The sequence below is a fragment of the Microbulbifer sp. genome (assembly GCF_036563125.1).
Lineage (GTDB): Bacteria > Pseudomonadota > Gammaproteobacteria > Pseudomonadales > Cellvibrionaceae > Microbulbifer.
The window spans coordinates 58,819-78,198 of the sequence record NZ_DATCMV010000113.1 but is presented as its reverse complement, the minus strand read 5'-3'; the positions used below and the strand labels follow the sequence as shown (position 1 = coordinate 78,198).

Below are 19,380 nucleotides of genomic sequence, written 5' to 3'. Positions count from 1 at the left end.
ACTGAACAGGTGGTGCGCGCGCTCGCTGTGCTCCAGTCCCGCTGCAGCCCACACTGCCCAGGTCGCCGCATGGGTGTACTGGCCACCGTTTTCACGAATACCCGGTGGATAGCCTTTGATGTAACCCGGATCCTTCTTGGTTTTATCGAACGGCGGCTTTAACAGCAGGATCTGCCGCGCGTCTTGTTTCACCAGATGGGTGTAGGCAGAGGTCATCGCCTCCCGTGCACGCGCCGTCGGTGCTTCCTGGGACAATACCGACCAGGTCTGCGCGATCAGGTCGATCTTGCATTCGTCGCTCTCTTTGGACCCGACCGGTGTGCCGTCATCGTAATAAGCGCGGCGGTACCAGGCGCCATCCCAGCCACTTTGCTCGACCTCTTCGCGGAAGGTCTCGCCGAGTTTGCGGTAGTGCTCGGCCAGCGCGGTATCACCAATGTATTCACACAGCGGCGCCATATCCCGGCACACCCGTAACAGAAACCAGCCCATCCAGACGCTTTCGCCACGACCGGTGGTACTGATTCGGCTGAAGCCATCGTTCCAGTCCCCGTTGCCGATGATCGGCAGGCCGTGGGGACCGACGGAACTGGCGCGCTCTATGGTTCGGCAGCAGTGCTCATACAGCGAGCCCGACTCGTCGCTGGTATCAAACTCGGCATAGCGCTCGTGTTCATCTTTTTTCAGCGGCGCCCCTTTCAGGTAGGGAACCGACTCATTGAGAATGTCGTAGTCGCCGGTGGTGCGGATGTACTGTGCCGTAACAAATGGCAGCCACAGCAGGTCATCAGAGCAGCGGGTGCGCACCCCGCGCAGCGGATTCTCGTGCCACCAGTGCAGGACATCGCCCTCCTGGAACTGACGCGACGCCGCGCGCAGAATGTGTTCCCGGGTCCATTCCGGGTGCGTCCACAGCAGCGCCTGTACATCCTGCAGTTGGTCGCGGAACCCGAAGGCGCCGCTGGACTGGTAGAAACCGCTGCGCCCCCATAGGCGGCAGGCCAGGGTCTGGTAAGGCAGCCAGCGGTTGACCAGTATTTCTGTGGCCTTGTCCGGCACTTCCACCTGCACACGGCCGAGAAACTCTTCCCAGAAATTCTCAAATTCCTCCCGCGCGGTTTCCGCCCGCTGCGGATTGCGAAACTCTGTGGCGAGCTCCAGTGCCTGCGTGCGGTCAACACCCTCACCCATGACGAAATAGACATGCTGCGTTTCACCGGCTGCCAGATCAATGTGCACCTGATAGGCCGCGCATGGGTCCCCGCCGCACTGCACGCGGCCGGACAAGCCGATTCTGAACAGAGCCTCGGGCGCCTCGAGACCGGACGAATTCCCCAGGAATTCGTGCCGGTCCATGGTGAGGCCGTGGGGCGGCAGGCTGGCGGTGAGGAAGGCCACTCCGGGTTTGGCGTCCGGAACAAATGCATTGCGTGCGAGCAATGCACAACTGTCGGACTCGAATTCGCACACGAGATAGGGCCAGCTGTTGGCTCGCACCAGCCCCTGGATCCACTCCACGTAATAGGTTGCGGTGAGCCTGCGCGGCCTGTCCCAGCAATTGGTCAATGTCAGGCGGCCGATCTTCACCGGCGCCTCGCGATCGACGAATATCCTCCAGGACTGCTCGAGGCCATTGCTGTTGTGGCGGTATTCGCTGTAACCGGCGCCGTGGCGTATCTGATAGGCAGTATTGGCTGGGCGCGGCGCCGGTGTCGGCGTCCACACTTCCGCGGTCTCCTCGTCGCGCAGGTAGAGCACTTCGCCGCTGGGGTCGCGAACCGGGTCGTTATTCCACGCGCTCAGGCGATGCTCGCCACTGTTGCCGGCCCAGGTACAGCAGGAGCCGCCTTCCGATACCAGGCAACCGAAGTTGGGGTTGGCGATGACATTGACCCACGGCGCGGGCGGCCGCTGGCCCGGCTCGAGATGCATGACATATTCGCGGCCATCCGCGGAAAACCCGCCGAGACCGTTTTCGAACAACAGCTCCTGCGGTCGCTGCAATTCCGGCGTCGATTGCTCGAAGGTGTCTGCAGGAGCGACCGGAACAAACGGAGGCAGCGGTTGCAGCTGTGTCTGCAGCGCAGCAAAACCGTTCTGCAGTTGCGACTGCACCGAGCCCGCAGACGAATCGAGTATCACCCGCGCTGCCGCCAGCAACAGGATGCGGGTATCCCCCGGCAGTTCCTGCCCCGGGATCATCACCACAGACCCCGAAAGCTTGCGCAACGTACGCCCGCGTATATCGGTGATCATTTCCTGCAGCCGGTCCCGCGCCTGCTGTTCGTAGCCCGCTGACTCCTCATCGATCAGCACCAGGTCGACACCGACCCCGCGCCCGCACCAGTAGGTATGCGCCTGCAGGATGGGCCCAGCGAAGTCGCTTTCGTGCTGGTTGCGAATATGCACCAACAATATCGGGTTGTCCCCGGAGATCCCCTTACTCCACAGGCCCGGCTGAATATGTCGGCTGCGGGCCAGAATCCGCGATGGCGCGCGCAGCGGAGCAATGGGCGCGAGTACCACGGAAAGCAGATCCATCATCCAGTGCATGGACCCCGAGGTGATATGCAGATTGCGCAGCTCCTGTTCCGACTGCATACGCGCGAGATCAAATACCCACCGCGCCTTCGGACGCGAGCGGTAGGCACTCAGTGTCGCGAGCAGTTCTCTGCGCGATTTGCTGGCGCCGGTGAGATAGACAACCTCGATTTCCGACTGCGGTGGAATCGTGACTTCCTGCGCGGCGGCGATGACCGGATCGAGCACCGGTCCTGTGGTGCCACTGAAACTCGCCAGCCCTTCCGTCATTGCCTTGGGTCGCGCCGGGGAACCGCCGCGGCCGAGGAAGCGGAAGCGATCGGTTTCCCACGCCAGGCGGTGGCGTACGCCGGGCTGCACCAGCACCGAGACCGCGAGGTAAATCGGCTTCTCATTGCTGCCGCGCGGACGTCGCCGGTAGATCATCACCTGTTCTTCCGGCAGGTACTGGCTTTCCACAAATAGTTTGGCAAACGCCGGATGCCGCAAGTCGTCGCGTTCCGGTGCCAGCACTACCTCGGCAAAATCTGCGAGCAATAAATGCCGCTCGCGATTGCTTTCGTTCTTAATACTCAGGCGGCGGGCCTCAACATCGTGCTGGGAGCTGACCGCAACATGCAGACGACAAAACAGTTCCGATCTCCGCTGCTGGTACTCCACGCTCTGCGGCGAAAAGTAGGCCGCGCTACGCTGATCCTTGCCGCCGCAAGGGGCAAGCCCGACGGAAAACAGCGCGCCGTTGTCGAGATCCCGCACATAGCAAAAACGTCCCCATTGATGATGGGTGGGGTCTGTCTGCCAACGCGTGAGGGCGATATTGTCCCAGTAGCTGCCACCGGCACCATCCGCTGCGAGCACCGTGGAGAAGTGTCCGTTGGATAGCAGGTTGTATTGTGGGAAAGGACGGGTCGGTGTTGCGGACCAGGTCTCAAGCACCACTTCGGCGTGGAAACTGCGCATGATACCCGGGCGCTTCCACGGCTTCAGTGCCGGCGGCGATGACGGCATGCGCTCGTGCAGCAACGGTGTCAGGCCAGCAACGCGAGCATCGCTATGGAAGCGACTCAGCATGACGTCGTCATGCAGAAAGTTATTCACCGCCAGCAAGATCATCCCCTGGTGGTGGCTCATATAAGACCGCACCGTGCGCGCGCGGCGTGGCGCCGGCTTGGAGGTGCGGCCGAAGTCGATTGCTTCATGCAGCCCGAACTGTCCATAGCCACCATGGCTGCGCAATTGCCGCAGGTTTTCCATGACTTTATCGGCACAAAATGGCAGTGCCATCATGGACGCATAGGGGGCAATGACCAGCCGCTCGCCGAGGTCGCGGCGAAAACCAATCCCCGGCACCCCAAAGGCCCGGTACTGATAATGCAGGTGGCTGTCCAGTTCATAAAAACCCGACTCGGCGATACCCCAGGGCACCCCGTAACGGTCGGCAAATTCACGGTGCACGTCGATGGCATTGCGGCATGCGCGCCCGACCAGGCTGTGATGCGGTGTTTCCATCAGCAGCCGGGGCATCAGGTATTCAAACAGCGTGGCGCTCCAGGACATCAACACCGCCCGGCGCTGGATACGCCGGAATGGACGCTCCAGGTGACGCCAGTGACGCGCCGGTACATCGCCTTTGGCAATGGCGACGAAGCCGGTGAGCCTGGATTCCGACGCAAGCAGGTCGTAGTAATTGGGGTCCAATGCGGCGTCGTTGACGTTGTAGCCGATGTGGAACAGATGGCGCTCGTGGTCATAGAGGAAGGCAAAGTCCATTTCGGCCACCCACAGCCGAGCTTTTTCCGCGAGGCGCGCCAGGTCGAAGCGGTATTTTTCCGCATGCTGCTGCGCCACTTCGAAAGAGCGCCGCATCTTGTCGATCCACGCATCGGTCTCTTCCCGGTGCTGGCCGCCCACGTAGGACAATGCCGCCTGTAATTGATCCAGCTGCAGCGATGCCTGCATACAGGTTTCCTGCAAGGTCACCAGGGTAACCGGGGCATTCAGCTGTGTGTGCAATTTTCGGAACAGCTCTGCTACCTGTCCGCCCTGCTCCCGACACGCCACCGGTGGCGCGTCGATCAGGCGCTGCCAGGGTTCGAGGGTTTCCTGATAGCGGCGCGCCGCGATGGAGTGCTGGAGTAATTCATCCAGCCAGTGGCGCAGGCGCCCCAGGGATTCCGCACTGAAACTTTCGTCACCCTCGATCAGCGCCACCACCCGGTCCTGCAACGCCGGCACTTCGCGTTCGTAAATGTCGTCGATGATTTGCCACCAGTGACCGCGATCACCGCCGGCGGCCAGTCTCTCCCGCAATTGGGCGATATAGCCGATGACCTCTCGCAATGCGCTGGATGCCACATCGGGTTCCTGTGGTTGCAGGGTCTCGACCACGACACCGAGCGTGTCCGCAATACCCTGCACCAACTGGCGCCCGTTGATCGGCGTGGAATCCAGGGCCTCCAGCCCGCTCGCCAGGGTCAACAGGCTGCCAGCGAGGTTGCCGCTGTCCACGGTCGATACATAGCGTGGATCGAGTGGGTGAAGCTCCCGGGTTTCATACCAGTTGAGGAAGTGGCCACGGTAGCGCTGCAGCCCGCGCATACGATCAAACGTGTTGTTGAGCCTCGCCAGCAAGTGGGTGAGGTCGAGGTAGCCGAAATCGTAGGCGCTGAGTGTCGCCAGCAGGCCCAGACCAATGTTGGTCGGTGATGTGCGGCGGGCGAGTACCGCCACCGGTTCCTCCTGATAGTTGTCCGGCGGTAACCAGTGATCGTCCGGACCCATGAAATGTTCGAAGAAATACCAGGTTCGACGCGCGAGCAGGCGCAACTCCTGCTCGTCGGTTTCGTAGATCGGCTGAGCTTCGAATTTATGGGGGCGATTGATGCGCTGGTTCAGTTGTGGCACCAACAGCCAGGCCAGCAGTAGCGGTGCTGCCGGCAGTAAACTGAGCGGTGCGGTCACTGCAAGCCACGCTCCGATAAGTATCGCCAGTGCGGGTGAAATCCACAGTTCGCGCCAGCTGCGGCTGGCGGCGGAAGTGCCACCCAGGGAACGGTTCACATGTGCAGCCGATGTCCACTCCAGCAGGCGCCGATGCGAAATACCCATTCGGTAGAGCGTTCGCACTATGGCATCAAGTGCATTGACCGCCTGCACCGGTAACAGCGCCAGGGACAGTAACCAGTGCTGGATTCTCTGCCACAGTATTCCGCGCAGGTTGCGCAGGTAATGATGGGCACGATTGGGCCTGGCAACCGCCCGCCACAAGGTCGCCAGTGGTTCGAGCCAGACAGGGGCGGCAGAGAGCAACAGCACGCCCAGTGTCCACATCCAGACACTGCCCGGCAGAATGCCACTCCACCCCACCAGCAACAGTGCCAATAGGCTTGGCGCCTCAAGGCTGCGGCGCAAATTGTCGGCGATTTTCCAGCGGTGTATCGGCGGCAGCGGGTTGGTCACCCGTTCGCCGCCGTCAATAGTTACCCGCTTGCCGAGCCAGGGCAGCAGTTGCCAGTCTCCACGAATCCAGCGGTGGGAGCGGCGCAACAATGCGACCACATTCGGTGGGTACTGCTCGTAAAAAATGGCATCGGAAAGCAGTGCGGCACCACCGATGGAACCTTCCAGCAGGTCATGACTCAGGATTGCGTTTTGTGCGAGGTGCCCCGCGAGTGTCTGGGAAAATACCCGCGGATCGTAGATGCCCTTGCCCGCAAAAATCGCCTCGCCGAACAGGTCCTGGTATGCATCGGACACCGCATGGGTATAGAGATCCACACTGCGGTCGCCGGAAAATATTTCACTGAACAGGGTATCGGCTGCGCCGGAAGGGTCTGTTTCCAGTCGCGGTTGCAGGAAGCCGTGCCCTGCCACTACACGGCGGGTGCGTTCATCAACCACCGCGCGATTGAGCGGGTGCGCCATGGTGCCCACCAACCGTGCCGCTGTACCCGGGGGCATCTGACTGTCGGCATCGAGGGTGATGACGAGGTGGATGTTTTTCAATGCCGAGCGGTCACCGATACAGGTGGTGTAACTGTGGTCGTCGTGGCCCTTGAGCAAGCGGTTGAACTCGATCAGTTTGCCCCGTTTTCGCTCCCACCCCATCCAGCATTTTTCCACCGGATTCCAGCGCCGTTCGCGATGTAGCAGCAGGAACGGTTGCCGCCCTTCGTCGTCGGTATAGCGTTGATTCAGTGCGCCGATGGCATCCCTGGCAAATTTGAGCAACTCGGCGTCTTCGGCAGAGCTCTGCTCATCCGCATCCGCGAAATCACTCAGTACCACGTAGACGAGATTGCGATCGCCATTGTTGAGGAAGTTTATTTCCAGGCACTGGAGGATTTTCTCCACGTCCTCGCTGTCGCTAAACAGCACCGGCATGATCACCGCGCTGCGGTATTCATCCGGAACACCGTCCTCGAAATCCAACTTCGGCAGCATCTGCGGGGTGAGGCTGTGGGTGATCAGCCCGTTGACCAGTGCGAGCGCAACCCCGACCACAGGTACCGCCACAATAGCAGCGGTCAGTAACATCACCCCAACTGGGCTGCCGTGGTGCAGGAGGTAGATACCCAGCGCCAGAAGTGGCGGGAGCGAGAGTAAACCGAGGGTGGAAAAATAGACTAAAGACGCGTGTTCGAGCACCCATCTATGTATCCGCTGGAAGATATTCGGCTTGAACTCCAGCACCTCTTCCAGTTCCCTGCGCCCGTCATCGACAAGGTAAAACCCGACGTGTCGGCGACGCGCCTGCAGAAGTTCCTTTTCGCTAAGCTCAACCACCTGTTCGGCAATACGGTGTTCCGGCGTGGTGCTGCCGCGCGCCAGCTGCTCTACCACGCCGCGATAGCGATCCCGGGTCTCAAAATCCATTTGCCCGTAGGCGCCGGCAGGGTCGGCGCGCAGAATCCGATCGACGCGGCTTTGTGCTTCGGCGAAATCGCGCCAGTCGTGGGTACGCAGTTCGCGCAAGCTGATGATGGCGCTCGCAATCCCGACGCTCTCGCCCTCACCGCCCACTTCCGCTTTATCCAGCGCATTCTCGGCAAACCCCACGAGGTGCTGGAGCAGACCCAGCCGCAACATGGCGGGCAGCGCCCACAACTCGCCGGTAGTGAGGATACTTTCCTGCTGGTAGTGGTCGACCAGGTCGTATACCGACTCCAGGTCCAGCGGCTGGCGCACATTGGCAACCAGCGCCATCGCCAGTGCCCCTACCCGTAACTCAATTCCGCCCTGCTCTGCAGCGACCTTGGGTAACTGGCGCAGATAGGTGCGCGGCAGCGACTCGCGCACCAGCTCCAGCGCTTCCTGAACCACGTGGCGGTTGTCGAGCAACCACTCTTCGCTGCGGCTGCCTTTCTCACCGGACTCCACACGGGCGGCCAGACGCCGGTAAATATCCTGAAAGTCCCGTTCGAGCTTGCGCAGGTGTGTGTTCAGTGGATAGACACGATCGGCAGCGGCAAGATGGTGGTGACGCTTGGCCAGTGAAGTGATATCCCCACGGCGTTTTTGCTCGTCATCCGCAGAAGGTGTAGCGGTATTTCCACCCTCCGGTGTGGGCAGAGCCACAGGACGGTGTTTCTTTTTGCGCGAGAAAAACTCGCGCGCACGGGCGAGCCCGTCGGAGTTTCCACGACGCAGTTTCATTGATGATTGGTGCCGTTACTTGCTAGTGATGGGTGGGATGGATGATCGTTTTCGACACCGCCGTGCAGTGTCTGCAATTGGGATTGCGGCATATCCTGGAACACCAGCACCGGCAGACTGCTGTGGCACATGACCGTGTGGCAGAGAGTACCGGTGACCTGTTGCGCGCCGGTCTGCCAGTCGTGGGCGCTCATTGCAATCAGGTCCACGCCCTCTTCCGCCGCCGTCGCATAGATCCGTTCGGCAACGTTCTGGGCAATCAGCAAGCGCGGGCGCACCTTGATGCCGTTCTTGAGCTGATTGGCGATTTCTTCCAGATACGCCTCGGCCGCGCGGCGGTTGCTCTCGACAAATTTCTCCCGTGTGGCGTGCTCCTCGCGGGTGATGGGCATGCGCCTCGGCATCTCTGGTACCGCAATCACCTGCAGCAGGATGATCTCCACCTCCTGTCCACGCATCAGTGACGCCACCTTGCACGCCACCCATTCCGAGCGCGGCGATCCGTCCATGGATATCAGTATCCGCCGATAGGCGGTTGGCTCCTGCGGGGTGGGCCGGTCACCTGGTCGCACGATCAGGAAAGAGCGCCCGGCACCGCTAAATACCTTCTGTGCGGTACTGCCGAAGTCAAAGCGGCTGATTCCGCCCTTGCCATAGGCGGTGATGACGATCAGGTCGATCGAATGTTTCTCGCAGTACTCGACGATCTGTTCCGCCGGTCGCCCCTCTACAATGTTGACGGTTACCTGGATGTCCTGAGCGGCAATTTGCTCCGTGAGACTGTTCAGGTAACTGCGAATTTCGGCGCGCCGCAGGCGCCAGTCCACCGGGTCGGCACAGTGGTCACCGGTGTGGGAGGAGGATTTCTGCACGTGCAGCAGGTGAATGTCGGCACCACTTTGCCGAGCTATGGGAATCGCATGTGCGATGGCTTCCTCAGCGAGTGACGAACTATCCAACGGAATCAACAGGTGTTTGAACGGCATAGCGGCTCCCCCCGGAAATGGATCGGCAAAGCTTTAAGTAACCAAAAATGTGGCAAAAAAAAGAAAGTAACGTCAGCGGAATTATTAAGAGCGGATATTGCTCCGCGATTGCTGGCGCTTAACACAAGAAATGCGGAAAAACAGGGCGCGCTTAGAGCTTAGCTCGGCTATTTTGAGATATACGCAATTCATCGCAATTCACGTTGTAAAACGTGTCAATTTCAGGCGCTGCACTCCACATGACTGATCACCGCTATATCCGCTGGTTTGCGGATACCGGTCTTACTGACATTGCCGATGTGGGCGGGAAAGCCGCCTCCCTTGGAGAAATGTATCGGACACTCACCCCAAAAGGGATTCATGTACCCAACGGCTTTTCCGTCACCGCAGAAGCCTACCGCGACATGCTGGACCAGGCATCTGCGTGGCAGCCGCTGCGCAAACTGTTCGCCAATCTCGCCAGCGCCGACAGCAATCAGCAGTCCGAAATCGCCGCACAGGCTCGCGCCATCGTGTACGAGGCCGGGCTGCCAGATGAACTGGTACGGGAAATTGCCGCGGCCTATGTCGAACTGTGTGAACAGTACGGTCCGCAATTGCGACTGGCAGTGCGCAGCTCCGCCACCGCTGAGGACCTGCCGGAAGCCAGCTTTGCCGGGCAGCACGAAAGTTTCCTCAATATCGGTGACCTCGACGGTCTGCTGGAGGCCTGCCGCCGCTGCTTTGCCTCCCTGTTTACCGCCCGCGCCATCAGCTACCGCGAGCGCAACGGTTTTGACCATTTCAAGGTCTATCTCGCCATTGCCGTGATGAAAATGGTGCGCGCGGACCGCGGTTCCAGTGGTGTGATGTTCACCCTGGATACCGACAGCGGTTTCCGCGACGTGGTGTTCATCACCTCCGCTTACGGTCTCGGCGAGAATATTGTGCAGGGCCTGGTGGACCCAGACGAATTCTATGTGCACAAACCCACTTACGAGCGCGGTTACCGTTGCGTACTGCGCCGTCAGCTCGGCGCCAAGCAACAAACCCTGGTGTGCGACGAGGATCTCAACAGCCAGGAACTGCACAATATCGAAACCCCGGAGGCGCGCCGCGCCCACTTGAGTCTGAGTGACACGGATGTATTGATCCTCGCGGATTACGCCATCGAAACGGAAAAGCATTACAGCGCAGAGCGCGGTGCGCCCTGCCCAATGGATCTGGAATGGGCTAAAGATGGTGATGATGGTCAGCTGTATCTGCTGCAAGCGCGCCCGGAAACCGTGGCCTCGCAAAAACCCCGCAATCTGTTGAAACGCTATCAGTTCAGCGAGAAGCCGGAGAAATCCGCGCTGCTCTCCACCGGCCGAGCCATTGGCACAGGGATCGCGAGCGGCAAGCTGCGGCGTGTCTCTGACGCCACACAGCTGTCGGCATTTAATGAAGGCGAGGTTCTGTTCGCCGAGAGCACCAGTCCCGACTGGGGGCCAGCGATGCGCAAGGCGGCGGCGGTGGTTACCGAGCGCGGCGGCCGCACCTGTCACGCCGCCATTGTGGCGCGGGAGTTCGGCATTCCCGCCGTGGTGGGCATTGGCAGCGACCACCCTCTGAAGGACGGCGAGGTGGTGACTCTCTCCTGTGCGGAGGGGGATATCGGGAAAATTTACCGTGGCCAACTGCCGTTCGATATTACCACCACCGCTCTGGATGAGGTGCCTACCCCCAAAACCAAGATGATGATCAATCTGGGCAGCCCCGAACAGGCATTTCGCCTGAGCGCTCTGCCTTGTGAGGGGGTTGGTCTGGCACGGATGGAGTTTATCGTCAGTGAACACATCAAGGCCCATCCCATGGCGCTGGTGTGTCCCGACAAGGTGACAGACGAACAGGACCGCGTCGCCCTGAATGCGCTGACCGCCTACTACGAAAGCGGCAGTGAGTTTTTTATCCAAAAACTCTCCGAAGGGATCGGCACCATCGCCGCCGCGTTCTACCCGCGACCGGTGATCGTGCGCACCTCGGATTTCAAGAGTAATGAATATGCGCGGCTGATCGGCGGCCGCAGTTTCGAGCCACACGAGGAAAACCCGATGCTTGGGTTCCGCGGCGCCGCGCGCTATGCGCATCCGGCCTATGCGCAGGGCTTCGCGCTGGAATGTGCGGCACTCAAACGGGCCCGGGAAGAAATGGGCCTCGATAATATCAAGGTGATGATCCCGTTCTGTCGCCGGATCCCCGAAGGCGAAAAGGTGCTGAAGGCGATGGCCGAGCACGGCCTGACGCCGGGTGAAGCTGGCCTTGAAGTCTATGTGATGTGTGAAATCCCCAACAATGTGGTGCAGATCGACGCGTTCAGCCAGTTGTTCGATGGTATTTCCATTGGCTCCAACGACCTTACTCAACTGACGCTGGGCGTGGATCGTGACTCCGATATCGTCGCGTTCGACTTCGATGAACGGGATCCCGGGGTGATGGAAATGCTGCGACTGGCCATCGAGGGCGCAAAGCGCAACGGCATTCCCGCGGGCATCTGCGGTGAAGCACCATCCAATTATCCGGAAGTCGCGGAGTATCTGGTCAGTCTGGGTATTACCTCCATCAGTCTCAGTCCGGACGCCCTGCTGCGCACCATCGAGAAGGTAGTGGCGCTGGAACACAAGCTCACCGCGGGCAATGATGAAAATTCCTAGGTGGCGCGGGGAATTTCCACGGCTGGCAACCTGACAGAAGCACCGCATGAATGAATCGACGCGGGAACATGGCTCAGGTCGCGCGGCCCTAACCCTGGCTGCGCTCGGGATCGTTTTCGGTGATATCGGCACCAGCCCGCTCTATGCCGTCAAACTGATCTTTCACACTGAACACGGCTTGCCTCTGACACAGGCCAACATCCTCGGCGGTATCTCGGCGATATTCTGGGCGCTGATGATCCTGGTTACCATCAAGTACGTGCTGCTGATCATGCGCGCCGACAACGATGGTGAGGGCGGCATTATGGCATTGACCGCGCTTGCACTGGCGGCGACCCGCGGTCACAACCGCCGCACGCGCTGGCTGATTGGCACTGCGGGGTTGTGCGGTGTAGCGCTATTTTTCGGCGATGCGGTGATTACCCCTGCGATCTCGGTGTTGTCGGCCATAGAGGGGCTAGAGGTCGGTGTAGAGGTGCTGCATCCTTTCGTGCTGCCACTGACCATCGGCGTATTAGTAGCGCTGTTTTTCCTGCAGCGTTTTGGGACCGCCATGGTGGGTGCGCTGTTTGGCCCGATTACCGCGCTGTGGTTTGTGGTGCTTATGCTTTCGGGCATCCATGCCACCCTTGGCAACCCGGTCATACTCCAGGCGCTCAATCCCGCTCACGCGCTGGTTTTTATCACCAGTCACGGCTTCGGTTCCTTCGCCATCCTCGGCGCGGTCCTGTTGGTATTTACCGGCGCCGAGGCACTGTATGCCGACATGGGCCACTTTGGTCGCGGTCCCATCAGGCTCGCATGGGGTGGCCTGGTATTCCCTGCACTCACCCTGAATTATCTGGGCCAGGGGGCGCTGCTGATGTCGGAACCGAGTGCTGTAGACAATCCGTTTTACCGCATGTTTCCGGGCTGGGCTTTATATCCAATGGTGGCCCTGGCCACGGTGGCAACGGTGATTGCGTCCCAGGCATGTATTTCCGGCGTCTTTTCCCTGGCCAAGCAGGCGATACAACTGGGCTACCTGCCCCGGATGGCGGTACGTCATACCTCCCCGCAACAGGCCGGGCAGATCTATATACCCGCTATCAACTGGCTGTTGCTGGTCCTGGTTTTGGCCGCGGTCATCGGTTTCGGTTCGTCGTCGAATCTGGCCGCGGCCTATGGTGTTGCCGTGAGCGGCGCCATGTTGATGGATACGTTTATCGCGTCGTTTGTTTACCGCTTCCGCTGGCACTACCCGCTGGCATGGTGTGTGGCGGGTGCCCTATTTTTCAGCTGCATAGACCTCACCTTCTTTTCATCAAGCCTGATGAAAATCGGGCACGGTGGCTGGTTTCCTCTCGCCATTGCCGCTGTGGCGATGGTGTTGATGGTCACCTGGCGCGACGGCCGCAAGGTGATCATCAAACGGCTGCAGCATGAAGAGTCGAATCTGAGAAATTTCCTGACTCTGTTGTTTCGCGACCCTCCGCTGCGGGTACCGGGAACCGCGGTGTTCATGACGTCAAAACCGGAATCGGTACCCCACGCACTGCTGCACAACCTCAAGCACAACAAGGTGCTGCATGAACGCGTGCTATTTCTCAATGTGAAGGTTATCGATCGCCCCCGAGTGCCACTTGATCAACGGTATCGATTGCGCGATTTCGGCAATGGTTGTATCCGCATCCAGTTGTTTTACGGATTTATGCAGAGTCCGGATATCGCACAGGCACTGCAGGGGCTTGGAGATGAACACGGGCTTTTGGTCGACCCGCAACAGGCGTCATTTTTTCTGAGTCGGGAAAGCATTTCGCCACTGAAAAGCGTGCCGAGCGGCATGGCCTACTGGCGCGAGCGGGTTTTCGCAGTGATGGCGCGCAATGCCAGCAGCGCAGTGGAATATTTCGGAATTCCCGCCAATCGTGTAATCGAACTGGGTACACAGATCGAAATCTGACGAAAGCAATCCCGCGTGTACCTCAACCTGCGCCCCTTGGGGGTCTACGGAGACGCAACAGCAGCTCCATCGCCAGCAGCTGCAACAGCGCGATACCCAGTAGCACGCCCCACTGTGCCGCATTCACCGGTGCCACACCGAGCACCTCCTGCATCAACGGCGAATACAGGCAGAGGATGTGCAGCGCCTGTGCAGCCAGGGTGCCCAGCAATAAAATCCGGTTGGAGAAAAACGGCTGGTGGAATATGGAATGGCTTTCGGAGCGGCTATTCAGCACCTGGACATTTTCGAACAGCACCATCAATAACAGGACAATGTTGCGCGCGGCATCCAGCTCCCAGCCCTGGGCCAATAACGTGTAAAAACACGTAAACGCCAGCCCCCCCATCACCAGGCCAGAGACCAAGACACGGCGCACCATCACCGGGTTAAACAGCGATTCCCCGGGCGGACGCGGCGGTTTGCGCATCTCGTCGCCCTCGCCCGGTTCGAGCGCCAGCCCGATACTCTGGACGCTGTTGGTCACCAGGTTCAGCCACAGTAGTTGCACTGGGGTGAGGGGCAATGGCAATCCCAGGCTGGTGGTCAGCACGAACAGCACCACTTCTGCGGCGCCGGTGGAGATCAGGAAAAAAATCACCTTGCGGATATTCTGGTAGGCGATCCGCCCTTCCTCAACGCCGGCCACCACCGATGCAAAGTTGTCGTCGGTGAGCAAAAGGTCCGCGGATTCCTTGGCCACTTCGGTACCCTGCTCGCCCATCGCCACACCCACGTGGGCTCTGCTGAGCGCCGGGGCGTCATTCACGCCGTCGCCGGTAACCGCCACAAACTGTCCCTGGCGTTGCAGTGACTGCACGATAGTCAGTTTCTGTTCCGGCGACACGCGCGCATAAACGCGGGTCTGCGCGGTCAGTGCATCGAGCGATCGCGGGCCATTCGCCTCCGCCTGTGCCAGGTCGGCACCGGTTACCGGGCTGTCCCCGGCATCCGCCAGTCCCAGTTCCCGGGCGATACTCAGCGCGGTGCGCGGGTGGTCCCCGGTCAGCATGCACACATGAATACCCGCTGCCCGGCACTCGGCCACCGCGCCAGCCGCTTCCGGGCGCAGCGGGTCGAACATGCCCACCAGTCCCAGCAGGTTGAGGCCGTGCAGGTTTTCCGGCGTAAATTCACCGCTATCCGGCCAGTGACCATCGGCAAATGCCAGCACCCTGGCACCCCGCTCCGCGAGGCGTTCCAGCACCCCGTGGGCAAGCACAGGGTCCAGCGGCACCTTGCCATTGGCGCCTGCCATCGTGTCGCACATGGGCAGCAACCTTTCCAGCGCACCTTTCACGCAAACCAGTTTGGGCGAGCCCTCGGCCTCTCGCCTTCCGTGCAGGGTGGCGGCAAAACCCAGGGCGGGTTCGTAATGCACCTGATCCAGCAGTGGCCAGGACGCCAATAGCTTGCGCGGGTGTTGCCCGACCTTGTGCGCCATCACCAACAGCGCCTGATCCACGGCATCGCCACTGCTGTGCCAGTCGCCATTTCCCAGCGGATGCAATTCGGCTTCGTTACACAGCGCCGCCGACCGCGCCAGACGCGCGACCCGTTCGTTGTCCTGTGCCTGTAAATCACCCTCAGTGGGGAGGCTGCCGCCATCGACGGTGACGCCGCTGCCATCCAGGAAGCGGATTTCCCGTGCGGTCAGGCGATTTTCCGTGAGTGTGCCGGTTTTGTCCGTGGCAATGACGGTGCAGGAGCCCAGGCTCTCCACCGCCACCAGCTTGCGCACGATTACATGGCGCTTCACCATGCGACGGGTGCCGACAGACAGCACCAGTGTCAGCGCCATGGGCAACCCTTCGGGTATGGCGGATACCGCGAGAGCAACGGCCGTCATAAAGATCACCAGCGGCTCGGTATGGCGGGCCAGTTCGATCGTCGCCAGCAGCGCGACCGCCAGCAGTAATGCCAGGGTGAGCTTCTTGCTGAAGCGCTCGATGCGCTGGAACAGCGGTGGCTTTACCCCCTGCGCCGCTTCCATGGTCTGGCTCAGCTTGCCCATTTCCGTCGCCATGCCAGTGGCGACAACCAGCGCACTGCCGCGCCCCGCGGCCACCAGGGTGCCGGCAAAACACGTATTCACCCGCTCTGCCACCGGCGTCTGCGCATCGCACTGCCTGTCGCTGTGTTTGTACACCGGCAGCGACTCACCGGTGAGTACCGATTCGTCGATTTCAAGCCCTACCGCGTCCAGCAGCCTCAGGTCCGCGGGTACCCGGTCTCCGGAACTCAGTAACACCAGGTCACCGGGCACCAGTTGTTCCGCGGGAATCTCACTGGTTTCACCGTCTCTTATCACCCGCGCGCGGCTCACCATCAACTTGCGCAACGCCTGGGCACTGCGATGAGCATGGTCTTCCTGCAAGGCGCCGATCAACGCATTGATCAACAGAATAAGACCGATGAAGGACGCGTCGGCCAGCTTGCCGGCGATCAGTGAAACCAGCATCGCCGCCAGCAGTACATAGATGAGCGGGCTGATGAACTGGCGCAGGAACAAGCGCGAAAACCCGGGCAGCCGTGGCAGCGGCAGTGCGTTGGTGCCATAACTGCTTAGGCGCTGGGCAGCCTCCGCAGCCGACAGTCCACTGGCGCCGCTTGCCAACCGCCCAGCGACATCCTTAGCGCTCTGGCAGTGCCACGGTTTATTGATGTTGGTGTCTGTTATGTCGACGTCGGCTTGCATGAATATTCGGGAAGAATGGCCAATTGTTGTTTCTGCAACCTTAGCTTATAGCCCCGGGTGTCTCGTAGGCCCCGAAGTGAAAATGCCCTCACATCGCTTATGGCTCTAGTAACTCTGAATAAGAACCGCGAGGACTGGGAACTGGTCCCCAATCTGCTGGACTACGATGACGCCCGGAAAAATTTTTCCTGGGAACACGAACTGGGGTTGCTGGACGGCCTGCCTGCGGGCGGCCTGAACATCGCCCATGAAGCCGTCGACCGTCACGCTGCCGGCGAGCGCCGTAACCACACCGCCCTGCGCTGGCTGGACAAGCATGGCGAGGCCACCGATTTCAGTTACGGCGAGCTGAGTATGCTCAGCAACCGGTTTGCCAATGTCCTGCGGCAACTGGGTGTGCAAAAAGGTGAACGGGTTTTTGTATTGAGCGAGCGCGAGCCGGCACTCTATATCACGGCGCTGGGCACGCTAAAAAATGGCAGTGTTTTCTGCCCGTTGTTTTCGGCATTCGGTCCAGAACCGCTGCGGGCGCGCCTGTCCATCGGCGAGGCCAAGGTACTCGTCACCAGCGAACGCCTTTATCTGCGCAAGGTTGCGGCCCTGCGGGAGTCCCTGCCACACCTGCAACAGGTCCTGCTGATTCGCGATACACACGACAGTGTCCTCCCTCCCGCGACACTTGATTTCGCACAGCTGCTGGATCACGCCGCGGATGAATTTGTCATCGAGAATACCGATCCGGAAGATCCGGCGCTGTTGCACTTTACCAGTGGCACCACCGGAAAGCCCAAAGGTGCGCTGCATGTGCACGAAGCCGTACTTGCCCATCACGCCAGCGCGCGCCTCGCGCTGGACCTGCATCCGCAGGATGTCTTCTGGTGCACCGCCGATCCCGGCTGGGTGACAGGCACCAGCTACGGGATCATCGCGCCGCTGGTGATCGGTGCCACCATGATCGTGGATCGGGAAGAGTTCGACCCGGAGCGCTGGTACGGCATCCTGCGTGATCACAAGGTCAGTGTCTGGTACACCGCCCCCACTGCCGTGCGCATGATGATGAAAGTCGGTGCCGAGCTGGCGCAGCGGTTCGAGTTACCGGCACTGCGCTTTATGGCAAGCGTCGGCGAGCCGCTAAACCCGGAGGCGGTGCTGTGGGGTAAGGAAGCCTTCGGCCTGCCCTTCCACGATAACTGGTGGCAGACCGAAACCGGCGGGATCATGATCGCCAACTTCCTCAGCCAGCCGATCAGGCCCGGGTCCATGGGGCGGCCGCTGCCCGGCATCGAGGCCGCGGTGATGCGCCACTGTGAAGATGGCTCGGTGGAGCCCATCGTCGAACCGGACCAGGAGGGCGAACTGGCGCTCAAGCGCGGCTGGCCCTCCATGTTCCGTACCTATCTCTACGAAGAAGAGCGCTACCAGAAATGTTTCCACGGCGAGTGGTACCTGACCGGCGACCTGGCCCGGCGCGACCGGGACGGTTATTTCTGGTTCATAGGCCGCGCCGATGACGTTATCAAATCCTCCGGGCATTTGATTGGCCCGTTCGAAGTGGAAAGCGCGCTGATGGAACACCCTGCGGTGGCGGAAGCCGCCGTGATCGGAGTGCCAGACCCGATGGCGGGAGAAATCGTAAAAGGCTTCGTTTCCCTGAAACCCGGTTTTGAAGCGGGTGCAGCGCTGCAACAGGAGATCATGGCACTGGCGCGCAAGCGTCTCGGCCCAGCGGTGGCGCCCCGCCAAATACAGATCGAGTCGACGCTGCCGCGCACCCGCTCCGGAAAGATCATGCGGCGGCTGTTGAAAGCGCGCGAACTCGGTCTGCCCGAGGGCGACACATCCACGCTGGAGGGCAACGAGTGAACGACAAACCCTCGCAGATCAGCCGCGAACAGGGACTCCAGTGGTTGCAGGACATGCTGCGTATTCGCCGCATGGAAGAAACGTGCGCGGAGCTGTACGGCGAGGAAAAAATCCGCGGCTTCCTGCACCTGTATATCGGCGAGGAAGCGGTGGCCGCCGGCGTGATTCCCGAACTGGCGGCGGAAGACGCCGTGGTCGCCACCTACCGCGAACACGGCCACGCATTGATGCGCGGCATTTCCATGAACTCCATCCTCGCGGAAATGTATGGCAAACAGGAAGGCTGCTCTGGCGGTCGCGGCGGCTCCATGCATTTGTTTGATGCCACAACCCGTTTCTACGGCGGCAATGCCATCGTCTCTGGCGGCCTGCCCCTCGCCATTGGCCTGGCTCTCGCCGACAAAATGCAAAACCGGCAACGGGTCACCGCGTGCTTTTTTGGCGAAGGCGCGGTGGCGGAAGGCGAATTCCACGAATCCCTCAACCTGGCCGCACTCTGGAAGTTGCCGGTGCTGTTTGTCTGTGAAAACAACCTCTATGCCATGGGCACCGCGCTGGCGCGCTCGGAATCGGTTACCGATATTCACCGCAAGGCCGAGAGTTACGGTATAGATTCCTCCGCGGTGGACGGCATGGACGTGATGTCGGTAAATACCGCCGCCCGTGACGCGCTGGCAAAAATCCGCACGCAAAAAATGCCGGTGTTTCTGGAAATGCGCACCTACCGCTTCCGTGCGCATTCGATGTTTGACCCGGAGCTGTACCGGGAGAAGGCCGAAGTCGAACAGTGGAAACAGCTGTGTCCCATCGCCACCCTGAGCGCGCGCCTCAAGGCCCAGCAGATGATCGAGGATCGGGATGTCGCCGCGATAGAAGCTGCCACCAGCCAGGAAGTCGAAGCGGCCGTGGCGTTCGCCGAAGCCGGTCAATGGGAACCGGTGGAAGACCTAATGAAGTATGTCTACACCGAGAGCCCTTGAAGCA

At 60.6% G+C, this 19,380-nt stretch carries 7 protein-coding genes; 4 read left to right on the top strand and 3 right to left on the bottom strand.

The window, feature by feature from the left end:
- A partial coding sequence (locus tag VIL80_RS09450) for a GH36-type glycosyl hydrolase domain-containing protein (protein ID WP_332035863.1) occupies positions 1–8,196 on the bottom strand: 8,196 nt, incomplete at its 3' end.
- Positions 8,193–9,182, bottom strand: coding sequence for a universal stress protein (locus VIL80_RS09445; RefSeq protein WP_332035862.1), 990 nt, complete (start codon positions 9,180–9,182; stop codon positions 8,193–8,195). The genes VIL80_RS09450 and VIL80_RS09445, both read right to left, overlap by 4 nt.
- A 239-nt stretch (positions 9,183–9,421) precedes the next feature.
- On the opposite strand from VIL80_RS09445, the gene ppsA reads away from it, so the two are divergent.
- On the top strand, positions 9,422–11,854 hold the full coding sequence (ppsA, locus tag VIL80_RS09440; RefSeq protein WP_332035861.1) for a phosphoenolpyruvate synthase: 2,433 nt from the start codon (positions 9,422–9,424) through the stop codon (positions 11,852–11,854).
- A 46-nt stretch (positions 11,855–11,900) separates the two neighbouring features.
- Positions 11,901–13,796, top strand: a complete 1,896-nt coding sequence (locus tag VIL80_RS09435; protein ID WP_332035860.1) for a potassium transporter Kup — start codon at positions 11,901–11,903, stop codon at positions 13,794–13,796.
- Between the two features lie 22 nt (positions 13,797–13,818).
- Here VIL80_RS09435 and VIL80_RS09430 read toward each other — a convergent pair whose 3' ends face one another.
- Positions 13,819–16,533 (bottom strand): cation-translocating P-type ATPase, encoded by a 2,715-nt coding sequence (locus VIL80_RS09430; RefSeq protein ID WP_332035859.1) that lies wholly within the window; start codon positions 16,531–16,533, stop codon positions 13,819–13,821.
- A gap of 99 nt (positions 16,534–16,632) precedes the next feature.
- Between VIL80_RS09430 and acsA the strand changes: the two genes are divergently transcribed.
- Positions 16,633–18,396 (top strand): acetate--CoA ligase, encoded by a 1,764-nt coding sequence (acsA, locus tag VIL80_RS09425; RefSeq protein WP_332035858.1) that lies wholly within the window; start codon positions 16,633–16,635, stop codon positions 18,394–18,396.
- Positions 18,393–19,376, top strand: a complete 984-nt coding sequence (gene pdhA / locus VIL80_RS09420) for a pyruvate dehydrogenase (acetyl-transferring) E1 component subunit alpha (RefSeq protein WP_332035857.1) — start codon at positions 18,393–18,395, stop codon at positions 19,374–19,376. Before acsA ends, pdhA begins: the two co-directional genes overlap by 4 nt.
- Positions 19,377–19,380: the final 4 nt, after the last annotated feature.

What these genes read in the sequence shown, in the direction of transcription:
- ppsA (WP_332035861.1), top strand. Translation starts at nt 9,422, where the DNA reads ATGACTGATCACCGCTATATCCGCTGGTTTGCGGATACCGGTCTTACT.
- VIL80_RS09435 (WP_332035860.1), top strand. Translation starts at nt 11,901, where the DNA reads ATGAATGAATCGACGCGGGAACATGGCTCAGGTCGCGCGGCCCTAACC.
- VIL80_RS09445 (WP_332035862.1), bottom strand. Translation starts at nt 9,182, where the DNA reads ATGCCGTTCAAACACCTGTTGATTCCGTTGGATAGTTCGTCACTCGCT.
- VIL80_RS09430 (WP_332035859.1), bottom strand. Translation starts at nt 16,533, where the DNA reads ATGCAAGCCGACGTCGACATAACAGACACCAACATCAATAAACCGTGG.
- acsA (WP_332035858.1), top strand. Translation starts at nt 16,633, where the DNA reads ATGGCTCTAGTAACTCTGAATAAGAACCGCGAGGACTGGGAACTGGTC.